The sequence below is a fragment of the Zhongshania aquimaris genome (genome assembly GCF_019312595.1).
GTDB classification, from domain to species: domain Bacteria; phylum Pseudomonadota; class Gammaproteobacteria; order Pseudomonadales; family Spongiibacteraceae; genus Spongiibacter; species Spongiibacter aquimaris.
Genome location: NZ_JAHWDQ010000001.1, coordinates 405,913 through 421,934, shown reverse-complemented (window position 1 = coordinate 421,934; position 16,022 = coordinate 405,913). Strand labels below are relative to the sequence as shown.

Sequence of the window (16,022 nt, the reverse complement as noted above, 5' to 3'; positions counted from 1 at the left end):
ATAAGGAGCACCTTTAGCAAAACAGCTGCATTTCATGTGGCTGTTTTGCTATTTGAGGAATATTTTGACCTCACAGGGGTGATGCGGCTGAATAAACTGCCTTGAATTGCGACAGCCCATAGCCTTAGCGCCTTACCTTGACTAAAATGCACCCCTTTCGGGTACAAAATACTCTGGTGCTTCCACGTATATCTGCGTGAGTAAGCATGAGCGACGCACCCAATGGTTTACCTGACGTTTAAGGAGCAGCGGTGGATTCGGTCAAAGTAGGAATATGTGGTTTAGGAACCGTCGGTGGCGGCACATTTGCGGTATTGGCTCGTAACGCGACAGAAATTGCGGCACGAGTGGGCGCAGATATTGTGGTGACGCAGGTTGGTTCGCGTCGCGATAATCCAAAATATGATTTGAGTAGCGTGGCCATCGAGCGCGATGTATTTGCGGTGGCTGATAACCCAGAGATCGATATTCTCGTTGAGTTGATCGGCGGTACGACGGTTGCTAAAGAATTGGTATTGCGTGCAATCGCCAATGGCAAGCACGTTGTTACTGCGAACAAGGCCCTAATCGCTGAACACGGCAATGAAATTTTTGCAGCGGCGGCTGAGAAAGGCGTGACCGTTGCATTTGAAGCAGCAGTAGCCGGCGGTATTCCGATTATTAAAGCGCTGCGCGAAGGTTTAGCGGGCAATAAAATTCAGTGGTTGGCGGGTATCATTAACGGTACTGGCAACTTTATTCTGTCTGAAATGCGCGAAAAGGGCCGTGATTTCGCCGATGTGTTGGCAGAGGCGCAGGCGCTTGGCTACGCCGAGGCTGACCCGACGTTTGACGTAGAAGGGATCGATGCCGCTCATAAACTAGTAATTTTGGCGTCCTTGGCCTTTGGTATTCCACTTCAGTTTGACAAAGTATTTACCGAAGGCATTAGCCGCATCGCCCAAGAAGACGTGATTTACGCCGAAGAGCTTGGCTACCGTATTAAACATCTCGGTATTGCTCGCGATACCAACGACGGTATAGAGCTTCGCGTTCACCCAACGCTCATTCCAGAAAAGCGTTTAATCGCCAACGTAAACGGCGTGATGAACGCGGTGCTGGTTCAGTCTGACGCGGTTGGCCCAACCCTTTACTACGGCGCTGGTGCCGGCGGTGAGCCGACAGCATCAGCAGTGGTCGCGGATATTATTGATGTGGCGCGTACCTTGAGTGCGCAGCCGAGTAATCGTGTGCCGTACTTATCTTTCCAAACCGCATCTCTGAGCACGCATCCAATACTACCGATAGATGCGGTAGAGACCGCGTATTACCTGCGTATGGCTGCGGTAGATAAGCCCGGCGTTTTATCTAAAGTTGCACAAATTTTAAGTGACGGCGGTATCAGCATCGAAGCCTTAATCCAAAAAGAACCCGCTGACGGCGCGAATCTGGTGCCCATGATTATACTGACCAACCGCACTGTGGAAGCCAAGCTTTCCGCAGCGGTTACTCAGATCGAAGGGCTAGAGAGTATAGTTGGCGAAGTGACACGGATTCGTGTGGAGTCATTGGCGGGCTAAGCTCGCTTTATGCTAGACGGGAGACGGCGGACGCCAAGACGGCTTTAGCGTTTCCCGTCTCCCATCAAGCATTTTGCTAACTGAGCAACTGCTAATAGCGCAACGCTCAGTCATATTTTTAACGAACATTGAGAGCTAATCGCACGTGAAATACATAAGCACCCGTGGCAAAGCGCCCGCCCTGAATTTTGAAGATGTTTTGCTTACTGGTTTAGCACCAGACGGCGGCTTGTATGTGCCAGAAACCTTACCGGAATACAGCAAAGAACAGATTGCCGCGTGGTCGTCTCTGTCGTATACCGATTTGGCCTTCCAGATTATTCAGCCATTCATCGGCGGCTGTATTCCGGACGATGATTTAAAAGCGATTATCGATGACACCTACGTGGATTTTCGCCACCCTGCGATAGCGCCTTTAGTGCAGCTTGATCGCAATGAATGGGTACTCGAATTATTCCAGGGGCCAACCTTGGCGTTTAAAGATTTTGCACTACAGATGCTGGGGCGTTTGCTGGACTACGTATTAGAGCGCCGACAGCAAAAAGTGGTGATTATGGGGGCGACCTCTGGGGATACCGGTTCTGCGGCGATTCAAGGCTGTAAGCGCTGCACGAATATCGATATTTTTATTCTGCACCCTTACCAGCGCGTATCAGAAGTGCAGCGCCGCCAGATGACGACGGTGGTTGGCGACAATATTCACAATATTGCTTTGCGTGGCCATTTCGACCATTGCCAAGCCATGGTAAAAGCCAGTTTCGCCGATCAAGGTTTCCTGCCGGAAGGGCGTCAACTGGTGGCGGTTAACTCGATCAACTGGGCGCGGATTATGGCGCAGATCGTTTACTATTTTTATGCGGCTTACGCTGTTGGCGCACCCAATCGTTCGGTGAGTTTTTCTGTGCCGACAGGTAATTTTGGTGATATCTACGCTGGCTATTTGGCTAAACGTATGGGCTTGCCGATAGACCAGCTAGTGGTTGCCACCAACCAAAACGATATTCTGCACCGTTTTATCAGCGGCAATAAATTTGAAAAGCATGAGCTGCAACACACGCTGTCGCCCAGCATGGATATCGTGGTGTCCAGTAATTTTGAGCGCATGCTGTTTGACTGCTACGACCGCGACGGCGCAGCGATTGCGGACCTAATGGAGCGCATGAATACCGAGACGGTCTCTATTCCAGACAGTGCCTTCGCTAAGGTGCGTGGTCTGTTTGACAGCTACGGTGTTGACGACGCGGAAACCGTTGCAACAATCGCCTCAATTTACGACGCCAGTGAATATCTATTAGATCCACATTCGGCTATTGGTGTGAAAGCGGCGCGCGAATGTCGACGCGATATGGACACGCCAATGATTACTCTGGCGACTGCGCATCCCGCGAAATTCCCTGAAGCGGTTATGAAAGCGGGCTATCCGACAGCGCCAGCGCTGCCACATCACATGAGTGATTTGTTCGACCTGGATGAGCGCTACGAAGTAATCGATAACAAAATTGCGGATGTTCACGCGTTTATCGCTGCCAACGTCCGCGCCTGAGTCGGTGTCTGATTTTCCTAAAATAATTTTGCGTACCAGCGCCGCCACAGATTTTTCTGCGGCGGTTCCCCCTTTGCTGCAAAAACTCTACGGTGCGCGTGGCGTGGTCAGCGACAAGCAAATTGAAACGGGCCTGGAGCAACTTCCCAAGCCTGATATGAAAGGCTTGCCGCAGGCCTGCACTTTGTTGGCCGACGCGATACAAAATAATCAGCGTCTGTTGATCGTGGGTGATTTCGATTGTGACGGCGCCACCAGTACCTGTGTTGGCCTGTTGGGCTTGCGCGCTTTAGGTGCGGAGCATGTAGATTACCTTGTGCCCAATCGCTTTGAATACGGTTACGGTTTAACACCCGAAATTGTGGCCGTGGCAGCAGAGCGCCAACCCGATTTAATTATTACTGTCGACAATGGCATTTCCAGTATTGACGGTGTTGCTGCCGCGGCTAGGCTCGGTATTCCGGTCTTAGTGACAGATCATCATTTACCTGGCGATGCCCTGCCAGATGCGGCGGCAATTGTTAATCCCAATCAGCATGGCTGCCCGTTTCCGGCAAAATCGCTAGCCGGCGTCGGGGTGATGTTTTACGTGCTACTGGCCTTGCGCAGCGAGTTGCGCGAACGGGCATGGTTTTCTGGTGAGCGCCCCGAGCCTAACTTGGCCGAGTTATTAGACTTGGTCGCCCTAGGTACCGTCGCGGATGTGGTGCCACTTGAGCAGGTGAATAGAGTGCTGGTAACCCAGGGCTTACGACGGATTCGCGCTGGTCGTTGCCGTCCGGGTATTAAGGCTTTACTTCGCGTTGCGGGCAAAGAGGCCGCTCGCTTAGTTGCTGCCGACATGGGGTTTGCCCTTGGTCCGCGCTTAAATGCCGCGGGCCGCTTGGACGACATCAGCTTGGGGATTCGATGCCTCCTCACCGATGACGAGGATGTGGCGCTAAGCTTGGCGGCGGAACTCGACGACTTAAACCGCGAGCGTCGTGCCATCGAGCAGAGCATGAAAGATGACGCCATGCGTGTGTTGGCGCATTTGCAGTTGGATGCCAGCCATATTCCCAATGGTATTTGCCTCTACGATCCCACTTGGCATCAGGGCGTGGTCGGTATTTTGGCTTCGCGGATTAAAGACAGATACCATCGACCGGTTATCGCGTTTGCAGACGCAGATGACGAGGAAATGAAGGGCTCTGCGCGCTCCATTCCCGGCCTGCATTTACGAGATGCCTTAGACCTTTTAGCCAAGAGAAACCCGGGCCTACTGAATAAGTTTGGTGGCCACGCCATGGCCGCCGGATTGAGTTTGGCTAAGGCAGATTACTCGCGATTTGAAATTGCCTTCGACGCGATTGTGGCGGAGCTGACAAACGAAGAACAACTCACCGCCGCCGTGCATAGCGATGGCGAGTTACTGCCAGCGGATTTTTCCATTGAGCACGCCGAGTTATTGCGCAGCGCTGGGCCGTGGGGGCAAAACTTTCCGGAGCCTAAGTTCCACGGCAGGTTTCGCCTTGTCCAGCAGCGCATTGTGGGTGAGCGCCAATTGAAAATGGTGTTATCTCCAATCGGTGCTGATCAGCAAATAATTGATGCAATCGCCTTCAATATTGATACCGCGCAGTGGCCGAATCAGCAGGCTGACGAAGTGGAATTGGTGTACAAGCTGGATAGCAATTTGTTCAGAGAGCGCCTATCGGTGCAATTATTGGTCGACCATCTGCGGGTGGTATTGTAGGACTTTTAGGGCCATCTAATTACTTCCGCTCTTTGTAGCCTCGTCTGATTCATAGCTACGCTTTGCTCAGTGCCGCGCATCAGGTAAAATGCCCGCCTTTTCCACGTCTGACTGGATATTGCTTAATGTTAGAAGTAAATGCCATACGCCAATCCCTTAAAAGCATGAGCGAAAGAACCGACGTGCTTCGGGGGTACCTTTGACTACGCCAACAAGAAAGAACGTTTAACGGAAGTTGAGCTAGAACTGGGTGACCCAAAAGTGTGGGATGACCCAAAGCGTGCCCAAGACTTAGGTCGCGAGCGAGCGTCTTTAGAGGCAGTAGTTGAGACCATTGACGAGTTAGATAGTGGCGTCGCCGATTGCAGCGAGCTGCTGGATATGGCAGTAGAAGAGGGCGACGACGATACCATCAGCGGTATGCAGGCTGATGTCGACCGCCTGGAAACCTCATTAGCGACATTAGAATTCCGCCGTATGTTTTCTGGCGAGATGGATCCCAATAACTGCTATTTGGATATTCAATCCGGCTCCGGCGGTACCGAAGCACAGGATTGGGCTAATATGGTCTTGCGCATGTATTTGCGCTGGTGTGAAAGTCGCGGTTTTAAAGCTGAGTTAGTTGAGCTGTCAGATGGTGAAGTAGCAGGAATTAAAAGCGCGACAATCCATATTCAGGGTGAGTATGCCTTTGGTTGGCTGCGCACAGAAACCGGCGTTCATCGCCTGGTACGTAAGTCTCCTTTCGATTCAGGCAATCGTCGCCACACGTCTTTTTGTTCGGTGTTTATTTCACCAGAGATTGATGATGATATCGAAATAGATATTAATCCCTCGGATGTGCGTACCGATACCTACCGCGCCAGCGGGGCCGGTGGTCAGCACATCAATAAAACCGATTCGGCGGTGCGTTTAACTCACGTTCCTACTAACATCGTCGTGCAGTGTCAAAACCAGCGCTCGCAGCATCAGAACCGCGACAGCGCCTGGAAAATGTTGAAAGCAAAGCTTTACGAGTTGGAAATGCAGAAGCGCAACAGCGCGGCGCAGGAACTGGAAGACAGTAAATCGGATATTGGCTGGGGCAGCCAGATTCGCTCCTATGTCTTAGACGACCAACGCATTAAAGACTTGCGCACTAATGTGCAGACCAGTAACTGCGGTGCGGTGCTAGACGGCGATTTAGATCAGTTTATTGAAGCAAGTTTGAAGTTCGGTCTTTAACAGGCCGAGTCGGGTGTCAGAAGTCTGATGTCTGACGAGAACAACGCACGATTTTAAGTGAAGCGCTAAGCTTGGTGCTTTAGTTTTCAAATACAAATAAGCAGCACGCTGCTTTTAATACGTCCGGCGTTCGACCTCCGACGCCCGACCCAGGAACTTAACATGTCTGACAATCTCAACGAAATTGAAAATGCCCAGGAAGAGAACCGCCTTATCGCTGAACGTCGCGCTAAATTAAGTGCGATTCGCGAAAAGCGCAATGCCTTTCCTAACACCTTTCGTCGTGAAGATTACGCCGACCGTCTGCTGGTCGAGTTGGGCGAAAAGGGCAAAGAAGAGTTAGAGACTTTAGATCGTCAAGCCAGCATCGCCGGTCGCATTATGGCTAAGCGCGGGCCGTTTATGGTGCTGCAAGACATGACTGGGCGTATTCAGGTCTATGTGGATAAGAAGCAGTTTCCAGAAGAATTAGCGGACGAAATCAAAACTTGGGATATTGGCGATATTATTTCTGCCAGCGGTCCGGTGCATAAGTCAGGCAAGGGCGACCTGTACGTTTACATGAAAGAAACCTCGCTGCTGACCAAATCCCTGCGGCCTTTGCCTGATAAATTCCATGGACTGCAAGATCAAGAAATTCGCTATCGTCAGCGTTATGTCGACCTCATCATGAATGAGTCTTCGCGTCGCACCTTCGCGATTCGCTCAAAAATGATCAGCTCGATTCGCAACTTCTTACAGCAGCGCGATTTCGTCGAGGTAGAAACGCCAATGATGCAGGTCATTCCAGGTGGCGCCAGCGCGAAACCCTTTGTGACGCATCACAATGCCCTGAGCATGGATATGTATTTGCGTATCGCTCCAGAATTGTATTTAAAGCGTTTGGTCGTCGGTGGTATTGAGCGGGTCTTTGAGATTAACCGTAACTTCCGCAACGAAGGCTTATCGACCCGTCACAACCCAGAATTCACTATGATCGAATTCTACCAAGCCTATGCTGACTACAAAGACATGATGGATTTGACCGAGTCCATGTTGCGCAACACCGCGCAGGAAGTGCTGGGTACTACCACCATAAATTACCAGGGCAGCGAGTACGACTTTGCCAAACCGTTTACCCGTCTCTCGGTTTTCGATTCGGTACTGCAATACAATGCCGATATCAGCGCAGCACAATTGTCTGATATGGCGCAGGCCACCGCCATTGCCAAAAAACTCGGCGTTGATGTGAAAGATAGCTGGGGTCTGGGGAAAATTCAGATCGAAATTTTTGAAGAGACTGTTGAGCACAAGCTCGATCAGCCGACCTTCATTACTGAATACCCTACCGAAGTATCTCCGCTGGCGCGTCGCAACGACGATAATCCGTTTGTGACGGATCGCTTTGAGTTTTTTGTGGGCGGCCGTGAGCTTGCCAACGGCTTTTCGGAGCTGAACGATTCAGAAGATCAAGCTGAGCGTTTTATGGCGCAGGTTGCTGAAAAAGACGGCGGTGACGACGAAGCCATGCATTACGATGCCGACTTTATCGCTGCACTGGAATATGGCCTGCCGCCAACGGCGGGCGAGGGCATAGGTATTGACCGTCTGGTGATGCTGTTCACCGATGCGCCGTCGATAAGAGATGTATTGTTGTTCCCACATATGCGACCAGAGTAAGACTGAGGTCGGAAGTCTGGCGTCGGACGTGTAAAGAACTCATTACACGCGTCTGACATTCGACTTCTGACGCCCAGCTTAAAACCTGTCTAGACAGCTGCTTACGCAACTATGCTATAGTGACCTCCACGTTTTATCGTCTTTGGGGAATGTGGGAATGAGTATCGAAAACGTCGATTTATTTGACGGTCTGATGCCGGAAGAAATTCAGATTTTACGCGATACCAGTGTGGTTCGTGAATTTGCAAAAAATACCGTATTAATACACGAAGGCGACGTTGCCGATTCACTTTATGTGGTCGAGTCCGGCCGCGTTAAAGTCTATTGCAGTGACAAAGGTGGTAAAGACTTTGTGCTGAATATTCTTGAGCACGGTGACTATTTTGGCGAGCTCGCCTTGCTTGATGACGATAAGCGTTCGGCCTCGGTGCGAGCTATGGAAGCCAGCAAAGTTCGCATTATCTATAAAGAGGATTTCAAAGCGATTTTGGATCTGCATCCCAATATCACGCGCATTTTAAATAAAAATCTTACCCGTCGAATTCGCAAGTTAACAAACGATGTTAAGAGCTTGGCGCTGCAAGACGTTTATGGTCGCGTAGTAAAAGTGCTGACTGGTTTGGCGCTGCCAGCGGAAGAAGATGGCAGTATGCGTATCGATGAAAAACTCACCCAACAAGAAATTGCCGATCGGGTCGGTTCTTCGCGGGAAATGGTAGCGCGTATTTTGAAAGACCTTACCATCGGCGAATACATCGATGTTGATGGTCGCCATATTATTATTAAACGCAAGCTGCCAGAAAGTTACTAAACTCATTCAGCATAGCTAATTGCAGATATGCTGAATTTTTGTATGGCGCGTAATTTTTTGACGCGCCATACGTTCGCGTTATGTATTTTCAAAGCCCTTCCCAGCTAACCTTCACGTCAAACGTCATCGAGTCGATACCAAGGCTTTCTGCGTCTTGTGCCCTGAGGTCAGAAGATTTTGTGGCGTATTCGTTTCGAAATATAGATATTCGCTAGAGATGCCTTCCGGTGTCGGTCGATCGAAAGTTCCCCCAGCTGTGGTGAGCCACTTGGCGATAACTTGTTGATTCGTGATTTACTGCCGTGTTCTACGATATTGCCGGCGTGGCGAATACCGTCAGCGGACTGGGTTTGAACGTTTTGTTTGAGGTGTGTGGTGACGGCGTTAGAGAGTGCGCCTGTCCGGCCGAGTCCACTAGTTATTGTGGCGCTCCGTGTTTGATTTCAGATGGCGGTGTTGTGACCGTTTTCAGCGCACTGCGCCAACGATAATAATTAAGGTTGGCACTTACTCTAGCTAGATAGTTTTTGAACGATCAGTTCGGCTTTCCCTTTGCTAAATGTTGCATTTAGTTGCTGATTTGTTTCTAGCATAGCTGCATCGCGAACAATCGTGCCGGTGGCGTTGCTGATAATGGCATACCCTCGGTTCAAGGTTTGTTCAGGTCCCAGTGCCCGCAATTGTTGCACTGTGTTTTTTACATTGCGGCGCTGTTGTTGAAGTAGCTGCTTCATCGCATGTTGCATGCGGTGGTTCAGGGTGCTCAATTCTTTATATTTCGCTTTGAGTTGCCGCTCCGGGTTTAGCAGTGACAGTTGCTGAATGGCTGCAGTTAGTCGCTGCTGGCGCTGGCGCTGAGTTTGTTGCCACTGGCGCTGAAGACGAATCTCTAAATCGTCTAAGCGCTGACTTTGCTCCCGCAATTGGCTGCGGGGATCGCGTACACGTCGGCTTAGCGAGAGCAGTTGTTCTCGCCAGCGGTTTATTCTGCGAAGCTGGCTATTGGCGAGTCGGCCTTTGAGTAAATGTAATTTCGACACCAATTCACTTTGATCTGGGCTGAGTAATTCAGCAGCCGCAGACGGGGTTGCCGCGCGAATGTCGGCGACAAAATCACTGATACTAAAATCCACTTCATGGCCGACTGCGCTCACCACAGGGAGAGCGGAGTTGTGAATAGCCTCAGCAACGATGCGCTCATTGAAGGGCCATAGATCCTCTAGCGATCCGCCACCGCGAGATACCAGGATAACGTCAAAGTCTTTGCGGCCCTGACTTTGCCAAATATTGGCTTGCAATATGGCGTTAGCAATTTGCTGGGCGGCGTGCTCGCCTTGCACAAGGACCGGTAGTACGCTGATTTGCATGCTGGGCCAACGTCGCTGTAATACCGACAGAATGTCGTGAATCGCGGCGCCGGTTGGTGATGTCACTACGGCGATATGGCGAATGGTGTCGGGAAGTGGCTTTTTAGTGTCGGTATCGAACCATCCTGCCGCTAGTAACTCTTGTTTTAATTGCTCAAAGGCTAAGGCCAAGGCGCCTGCGCCAGCGGGCTGCATGCTGTCGACAATCAGCTGGTAGTCGCCGCGGCCCTCGTACAGGCTGACTTTCCCGCGCACACTCACTTGTTGGCCTGGCTCGGGGCTAAAATTAACCCGCATATTTTTACCCTTAAAAAAAGCGCAGCGAATTTGGGCGCGGTCATCTTTAAGGGTGAAGTACCAGTGCCCGGAGCTAGGGCGGGATAGGGTAGACAGCTCACCGGTGACATTGACCTGCGCAAAGCAGTCTTCGAGCAATTGTTTTGCCAAGCCGTTTAATTGGCTGACGCTTAGGGTTTGTGGCGGTTCTTGTGTAGTCATTGACGCATTATACCAAGATATGGGATTTGATCGCGAAGTATCGGTTTACTCAGCGGCGCCCATCAATTAAAATTGCGAGGATTCTAGCCACCGGCACCGGAATCAAAATATGTTACGCATTGCCCAAGAAGCTCTCACCTTTGATGATGTACTTCTACTCCCTGGTTACTCCGAAGTAACCGCCAAAGACGTTAGCTTAAAGACTCAGCTGACTCGCAATATTTCTCTGAACATACCCTTGGTTTCGGCCGCGATGGACACGGTTACCGAAAGTGCCTTAGCGATTGCATTGGCCCAAGAAGGTGGCATCGGCATTATCCATAAAAGCATGACAGTCGAGCAACAGGCTCAAGAAGTGCGCGCTGTTAAAAAGCATGAAAGCGGTATTGTTAAAGACCCGATTACCATCGAAGCCAGTGCTCCGCTGAGCGAATTATTTGAACTGCGTCGCCGCCACAAAATTTCTGGCGTACCGGTTTTAGACAAGGGTGAACTGGTTGGGATTGTTACCAGCCGCGACGTGCGTTTTCAGGAAGAGCTGGATGTCCCTGTATCCAGCATGATGACCCCAAAAGAAAAGTTGGTCACGGTGAAAGAAGGCGTTGATATGGCGGTAGCGCGTGAGTTGCTGCATCGTCATCGCATCGAGAAAGTCTTGGTGGTCAACGACGATTTCAAACTTACCGGCATGATCACAGTAAAAGACATGAACAACGCGCAAACCTACCCGTTTGCCTGCAAAGACAGCTCGGGTCAATTGCGAGTAGGTGCTTCAGTGGGCACCAGTGCCGACACGGATGACCGAGTTGCCGCCTTAGTTGCCGCCGGTGTAGATGTGTTGGTGGTCGATACCGCGCACGGCCATTCGATGAATGTGTTGAATCGTGTGCGCTGGATTAAAGAAAAGTACCCGCAGGTTGACGTCATTGGCGGCAATATCGCTACCGGCGCGGCTGCACTCGCCTTGATTGAGGCGGGTGCCGACGCGGTAAAAGTGGGCATTGGCCCAGGCTCGATTTGTACCACTCGAATTGTAACCGGTGTGGGCGTTCCGCAAATCAGTGCGATTGCCAATGTTGCTGAGGCTTTAAAAGGTACAGGGGTTCCGCTTATTGCCGACGGTGGTATTCGCTTCTCTGGCGATCTGTCCAAAGCGGTGGTCGCCGGTGCTAGCGCGATTATGATGGGGTCAATGTTTGCCGGTACTGAAGAGGCACCCGGCGAAGTTGAACTTTTCCAAGGCCGGACTTATAAGTCATATCGAGGTATGGGGTCACTTGGTGCAATGACCAAAACCCAGGGCTCTAGTGATCGTTACTTCCAAAGCGCAGATGACGGTGCTGAAAAATTAGTGCCTGAAGGTATAGAAGGGCGTGTGGCTTACAAAGGCCCCCTGTCGGCCATTGTGCACCAGCTAATGGGCGGTTTACGTTCAGCAATGGGCTACACAGGTAGCCTTGATATGGAAGCGATGCGCACCGTTCCTGAATTTGTGCGGGTAACATCTGCAGGTATGAACGAAAGTCATGTTCACGATGTTAGCATTACCAAAGAAGCGCCGAACTACCCGACCTAATGGAACCGTTTTTTTTGTGTGGAATTTACAAACCCGCTAACGCAGCGGGTTTGCTGTTTTATTTATGCTCACAATCGTTGTGAGCCCTGTAGAGAGAATCACTGTGTCCATCCCTGATATCCACGCCCATCGAATTTTGATCCTAGATTTTGGCTCGCAATATACTCAGCTTATCGCACGTCGTATTCGCGAAATTGGGGTGTACTGTGAAATTCGCGCCTTTGATATCGATGACGCAGATATTGAAGAATTTAATCCTAGCGGTTTTATTTTGGCGGGTGGCCCAGAGTCAGTCACGGAACTAGGTTCGCCCCGCGCACCGCAAAAAGTGTTCGATTTTGGTGTGCCCGTATTAGGCATATGCTATGGCATGCAAACCATGGCTGAGCAGATGGGTGGCAAAGTCGAAGGGTCACCAGTACACGAGTTTGGTTACGCGCAAATCAAACTCGAAACCAGCAGTGCCTTAACTTTGGATATTGCCGATCATCTTGATGCTAAAGACGGCAAAACATTATTAGACGTGTGGATGAGTCACGGCGACAAAGTGATTCGTCTACCGGAAGGCTTCGAAGTGTTGGCCTCAACACCGTCTTGCCCAATCGCCGCCATGCAGTGTGAAGACAAGAAATTCTACGGGGTGCAGTTTCATCCAGAAGTGACTCATACGCTTCAGGGACAGCGTATATTTGAACATTTCGTATTAAAGCTATGCGGCTGCGATGCACTTTGGACGCCAGCTAATATTGTCGAAGACGCGATTGAAAAAGTGCGCGCGCAAGTCGGCACGCAAAAAGTATTATTGGGTTTGTCTGGTGGTGTAGATAGCTCGGTAGTGGCCGCTTTACTGCATAAGGCTATTGGCGAGCAGCTCACCTGTGTATTTGTCGATAACGGCCTGTTGCGCAAAAATGAAGGCGATCAGGTCATGGATATGTTCGCTAAAAACATGGGTGTTAAGGTGATTCGCGCCGACGCCGAAGACGCGTTTTTGAGCAAGCTCGTTGGCGAAGCTGACCCAGAGAAAAAACGCAAAATTATCGGCAATACCTTCATTACTATTTTTGATGAAGAAGCGACCAAACTTAAAGACGTTAACTTTCTTGCGCAGGGCACTATATACCCTGACGTTATTGAATCTGCAGCATCAAAAACCGGTAAAGCCCACGTCATTAAATCCCACCATAACGTGGGCGGATTGCCAGACGATATGGCAATGGATTTAGTAGAGCCCTTGCGCGAGTTGTTCAAAGACGAAGTGCGCCGCATTGGCTTGGAGTTGGGTTTGCCCTACGACATGGTGTACCGCCATCCTTTCCCAGGCCCTGGTTTAGGTGTGCGAATTCTTGGCGAAGTAAAAAAAGAATATGCCGATATTCTTCGCGAAGCAGACGCAATCTTTTTAGAAGAATTGCACCGCGCAGATTGGTATCACAAGACTAGTCAGGCATTCGCTGTCTTCCTGCCCGTGAAATCGGTCGGTGTAGTAGGGGACGCCCGTCGCTACGAATATGTGATCGCGCTGCGTGCAGTGGAAACTATCGACTTCATGACAGCGCGTTGGGCGCACTTGCCTTATGAGCTTTTAGAAACGGTATCAAATCGCATCATAAATGAAATCAAACAAGTGTCGCGAGTAGCTTATGATGTCAGTAGTAAACCACCTGCTACGATTGAATGGGAGTAGTGACAACATAATAGAATTGGTTTTCAAAAAGCCATTAGAAAGTAAGAAATGGTGCATATGGATTGTATTGCAGCATGGAAGCCAGAACAGGTGAGGGAGTAGAAGCTTGAAATGAAACATTGGTTACGACGTCGACTTGGTTTACGAGTTCAAGCTAATAAAACGATCGCAAAGTTGTGCAGAGGTGAGTGTATAGAGATCGGCGCACTTTCTGCGCCAGCGTTTTTTCCAAATGCGATATCGATTAGATACGCTGATGTTGGTAGTAAAGAGCAGACTGCAGGTGCGCTTGAGAAAATAGGATATTTTGATTACCACCAGCGCAAGGATGACTTTGTCGATGTGGATATCGTGTTCGGCGCCAACGAGCCTCCACTTGTTAGCGTGAAATCGGACAGTGTCGATACCGTGTTCTCCGCGCATTCACTTGAGCATTCTTCTAATCCGATAGCTGCCCTTATAGACTATATACGGGTATTAAGGTCTGGCGGCATTGTGTACACGATCATACCTAATAAAAAATACACTTATGACCGAAAAAGAGAGACGACTCACGTTGATGTTTTAATAGAAAAATATGTGCATAACCATTGGGGTTATACCGTAGACGAGTATCGAGACGTATACGTTAATACGGACAATCATGTTGTTTACGATAACCATACTGAGGCCGATATAATTCAGGCTTTCAAAGATAATGATGGTCATCATCATATCTATACCTACGATGAAACAAACGTGATCGGCATGATAGGTTTTGTGCTGGAGCGCAGTGGAGGCGAGCTTATTTATTTCGATTCTACTAATAAGAGCGAGATTCACTTTGCGATAAGGAAGTAAGCTCCTTAGCCGATTTAAATTTGCATGATTTGCTTACGATATCTTGTCAGCTTTAATGTGCCGTGAATTTTCTGTAAGCCTAACAGTTTCATGTGTTAGTTACGATGCGGTCATTCAACTACTCTATCTCTAGTGTGCCGATATTCTTGGGAAAAATAATAACGAAAAGAGAACTTTATCACCGGCGGCGCTGGCCGCAGGTGCTTAGCGTTTGCCGAAAATAGTTGGGCGTAAACATCATGTTGTTATCTGTGTGCTTAGTGAAAGACGCTGGGCGATCAGCGGTGCAATCAATTCCCCACTGCGCATCATCCAGTTTGCGAGGGTGTTGCGGGGAATGTCTATCTCCATCCGCTTGAAGATACTTTCTTGGCGGTGCAGTGGCAGCGCATCTTGGTATTTCGCGGTAGCGATATAGGCCAGTAGCCCAAGGCTCGCATTGCTCTTTGGAATGGGCTGCGCAGGTAATGCTGCGGTGCGTACAGTGGATTCACACACTTTGCAGGCGTACTTCAGCGATAGCGCAGCTTTACATCAGTAGGGAAGGTAACCGCCTTTGGTTGAACCGTGGTATCCACCACCACGCGGTAGAGATGGCGAGTGTGAAGTGCTTTGATGGGCGACCTTCATTCTTTGATCAAGCTTGCACAGAAGTCTTCGCCTAGCCGGTGGCGCCAGTGGGTCATGGACGAGCGTTGAATGGGGAAAATGTGCTGAAAATACGTTTCGCCACACAGGTACTTACGCTATAGGTTTCAGCATCAGCAGAGGAATGATGCGTTCGGTTTGGGTCTGGTAGACTGCATAAAAGGGTTAACAATCGACCATATAGTTCCAAACCTTTTCACGTTCAGCACCTTCAGGCTCGCGCCAGCTCGCACGAAAAGCCCTGTCGGTATAGGCTTAAGATCGATTCATCGCTTAATGTGGGAGATAAGACAGCTACGCATTGCCCTCTTTTTTGCTTAGAGACTTGATAGCTCAACAGTGGTCTATAAGGTGTGCTTCACTCGGTAAAAATAAGTATTTGGGAGACGGGTCGCGCATGTGCAATTCATCGCTTGATGAATTCAGGTATCTGTCGGAACGGATGGTTTGCATTTATAGCAAGCCAGTCAAGTGCTGAACAATGGCCTTAGCAGCGTCGGCGATGCGATTGGCTCTTCGCGTAGCGGCAAATGGCTGACTTTACAGATTCGCGCGGGCCTGCGTGGTGTGTTTTACCGGAGACGCCATTTCGAGCATACCGTGATGAAAAGCGACCACGGCAGCCATCGAGCGATTTCTAACCCCCAGTTTCCTGAAGATGTCCTTTACATACCCGTCAACCGTATAGGTGCTGATGGATAAGGTTTTTGCAATTGTCTTATTGCTATTACCCTGCGCGAGTTCCCTCAGGACATCGTGTTCACGTGGCGTGAGCGGGAGGGCTTGAAGCGGTTGCTGTATTGGATTGTGGCTATCTAAGGGCATTTTGGCGATCACTTTTCTGTTTGCGATTGCCAAGTATCTTCCCCCGCAAA

12 protein-coding genes and 1 pseudogene are annotated in these 16,022 nt (G+C 49.9%); 10 read left to right on the top strand and 3 right to left on the bottom strand.

The window, feature by feature from the left end; genetic code table 11:
• Positions 1–251 precede the first annotated feature (251 nt).
• The 7 genes from KXJ70_RS02005 (at position 252) to KXJ70_RS01975 (ending at position 9,022) form a co-directional block, all read left to right on the top strand.
• The gene (locus KXJ70_RS02005) at positions 252–1,559 is read left to right on the top strand and encodes a homoserine dehydrogenase (protein WP_219041784.1); all 1,308 of its coding nucleotides are present in this window, start codon (positions 252–254) and stop codon (positions 1,557–1,559) included.
• 145 nt (positions 1,560–1,704) lie between these two features.
• Entirely contained in the window at positions 1,705–3,102 is a 1,398-nt protein-coding gene (gene thrC / locus KXJ70_RS02000) for a threonine synthase (RefSeq protein WP_219041783.1), read from the top strand.
• Positions 3,065–4,837 carry a single-stranded-DNA-specific exonuclease RecJ gene (gene recJ / locus KXJ70_RS01995; protein WP_219041782.1) on the top strand — a complete coding sequence of 591 codons (1,773 nt, stop codon included), beginning with the start codon at positions 3,065–3,067 and terminating at the stop codon, positions 4,835–4,837. Before thrC ends, recJ begins: the two co-directional genes overlap by 38 nt.
• 125 nt (positions 4,838–4,962) lie before the next feature.
• Positions 4,963–6,061 (top strand): peptide chain release factor 2 gene (prfB, locus tag KXJ70_RS01990; protein WP_219041781.1). Its coding sequence is split into 2 segments (ribosomal slippage): positions 4,963–5,037 and positions 5,039–6,061, totalling 1,098 coding nucleotides; the frame shifts between segments, so codons are not numbered across the junction.
• A 162-nt stretch (positions 6,062–6,223) separates the two neighbouring features.
• A complete protein-coding gene (lysS, locus tag KXJ70_RS01985) occupies positions 6,224–7,720 on the top strand; it encodes a lysine--tRNA ligase (RefSeq protein ID WP_219041780.1) in 1,497 nt (498 codons plus the stop codon).
• Positions 7,721–7,877: 157 nt separating this feature from the next.
• Complete coding sequence (locus KXJ70_RS01980) at positions 7,878–8,531, top strand: Crp/Fnr family transcriptional regulator (protein ID WP_219041779.1); 654 nt, start codon at positions 7,878–7,880, stop codon at positions 8,529–8,531.
• A gap of 302 nt (positions 8,532–8,833) precedes the next feature.
• The gene (locus KXJ70_RS01975; RefSeq protein ID WP_219041778.1) at positions 8,834–9,022 is read left to right on the top strand and encodes a hypothetical protein; all 189 of its coding nucleotides are present in this window, start codon (positions 8,834–8,836) and stop codon (positions 9,020–9,022) included.
• Between the two features lie 21 nt (positions 9,023–9,043).
• Here KXJ70_RS01975 and xseA read toward each other — a convergent pair whose 3' ends face one another.
• Positions 9,044–10,396, bottom strand: coding sequence for an exodeoxyribonuclease VII large subunit (gene xseA, locus KXJ70_RS01970; RefSeq protein ID WP_219041777.1), 1,353 nt, complete (start codon positions 10,394–10,396; stop codon positions 9,044–9,046).
• Between the two features lie 109 nt (positions 10,397–10,505).
• Between xseA and guaB the strand changes: the two genes are divergently transcribed.
• The 3 genes from guaB to KXJ70_RS01955 all read left to right on the top strand — a co-directional run bounded on the left by guaB (position 10,506) and on the right by KXJ70_RS01955 (position 14,499).
• On the top strand, positions 10,506–11,972 hold the full coding sequence (gene guaB / locus KXJ70_RS01965; RefSeq protein ID WP_219041776.1) for an IMP dehydrogenase: 1,467 nt from the start codon (positions 10,506–10,508) through the stop codon (positions 11,970–11,972).
• A 103-nt stretch (positions 11,973–12,075) separates the two neighbouring features.
• Complete coding sequence (guaA, locus tag KXJ70_RS01960) at positions 12,076–13,659, top strand: glutamine-hydrolyzing GMP synthase (protein WP_219041775.1); 1,584 nt, start codon at positions 12,076–12,078, stop codon at positions 13,657–13,659.
• Positions 13,660–13,770: 111 nt separating this feature from the next.
• Entirely contained in the window at positions 13,771–14,499 is a 729-nt protein-coding gene (locus tag KXJ70_RS01955; protein WP_219041774.1) for a methyltransferase domain-containing protein, read from the top strand.
• Between the two features lie 279 nt (positions 14,500–14,778).
• Here KXJ70_RS01955 and KXJ70_RS01950 read toward each other — a convergent pair.
• Together KXJ70_RS01950 and KXJ70_RS01945 are read right to left on the bottom strand one after the other, a co-directional pair.
• A pseudogene (locus tag KXJ70_RS01950) lies at positions 14,779–15,012 on the bottom strand (IS66 family transposase); the annotation flags it as partial.
• Positions 15,013–15,687: 675 nt separating this feature from the next.
• Positions 15,688–16,005, bottom strand: a complete 318-nt coding sequence (locus tag KXJ70_RS01945; protein WP_219041773.1) for a response regulator transcription factor — start codon at positions 16,003–16,005, stop codon at positions 15,688–15,690.
• Between the last annotated feature and the right edge of the window lie 17 nt (positions 16,006–16,022).

Coding starts and splice junctions, on each gene's coding strand:
- recJ (WP_219041782.1), top strand. CDS start 3,065: ATGTTCACGCGTTTATCGCTGCCAACGTCCGCGCCTGAGTCGGTGTCT.
- xseA (WP_219041777.1), bottom strand. CDS start 10,396: ATGACTACACAAGAACCGCCACAAACCCTAAGCGTCAGCCAATTAAAC.
- lysS (WP_219041780.1), top strand. CDS start 6,224: ATGTCTGACAATCTCAACGAAATTGAAAATGCCCAGGAAGAGAACCGC.
- KXJ70_RS01980 (WP_219041779.1), top strand. CDS start 7,878: ATGAGTATCGAAAACGTCGATTTATTTGACGGTCTGATGCCGGAAGAA.
- guaB (WP_219041776.1), top strand. CDS start 10,506: ATGTTACGCATTGCCCAAGAAGCTCTCACCTTTGATGATGTACTTCTA.
- KXJ70_RS01955 (WP_219041774.1), top strand. CDS start 13,771: ATGAAACATTGGTTACGACGTCGACTTGGTTTACGAGTTCAAGCTAAT.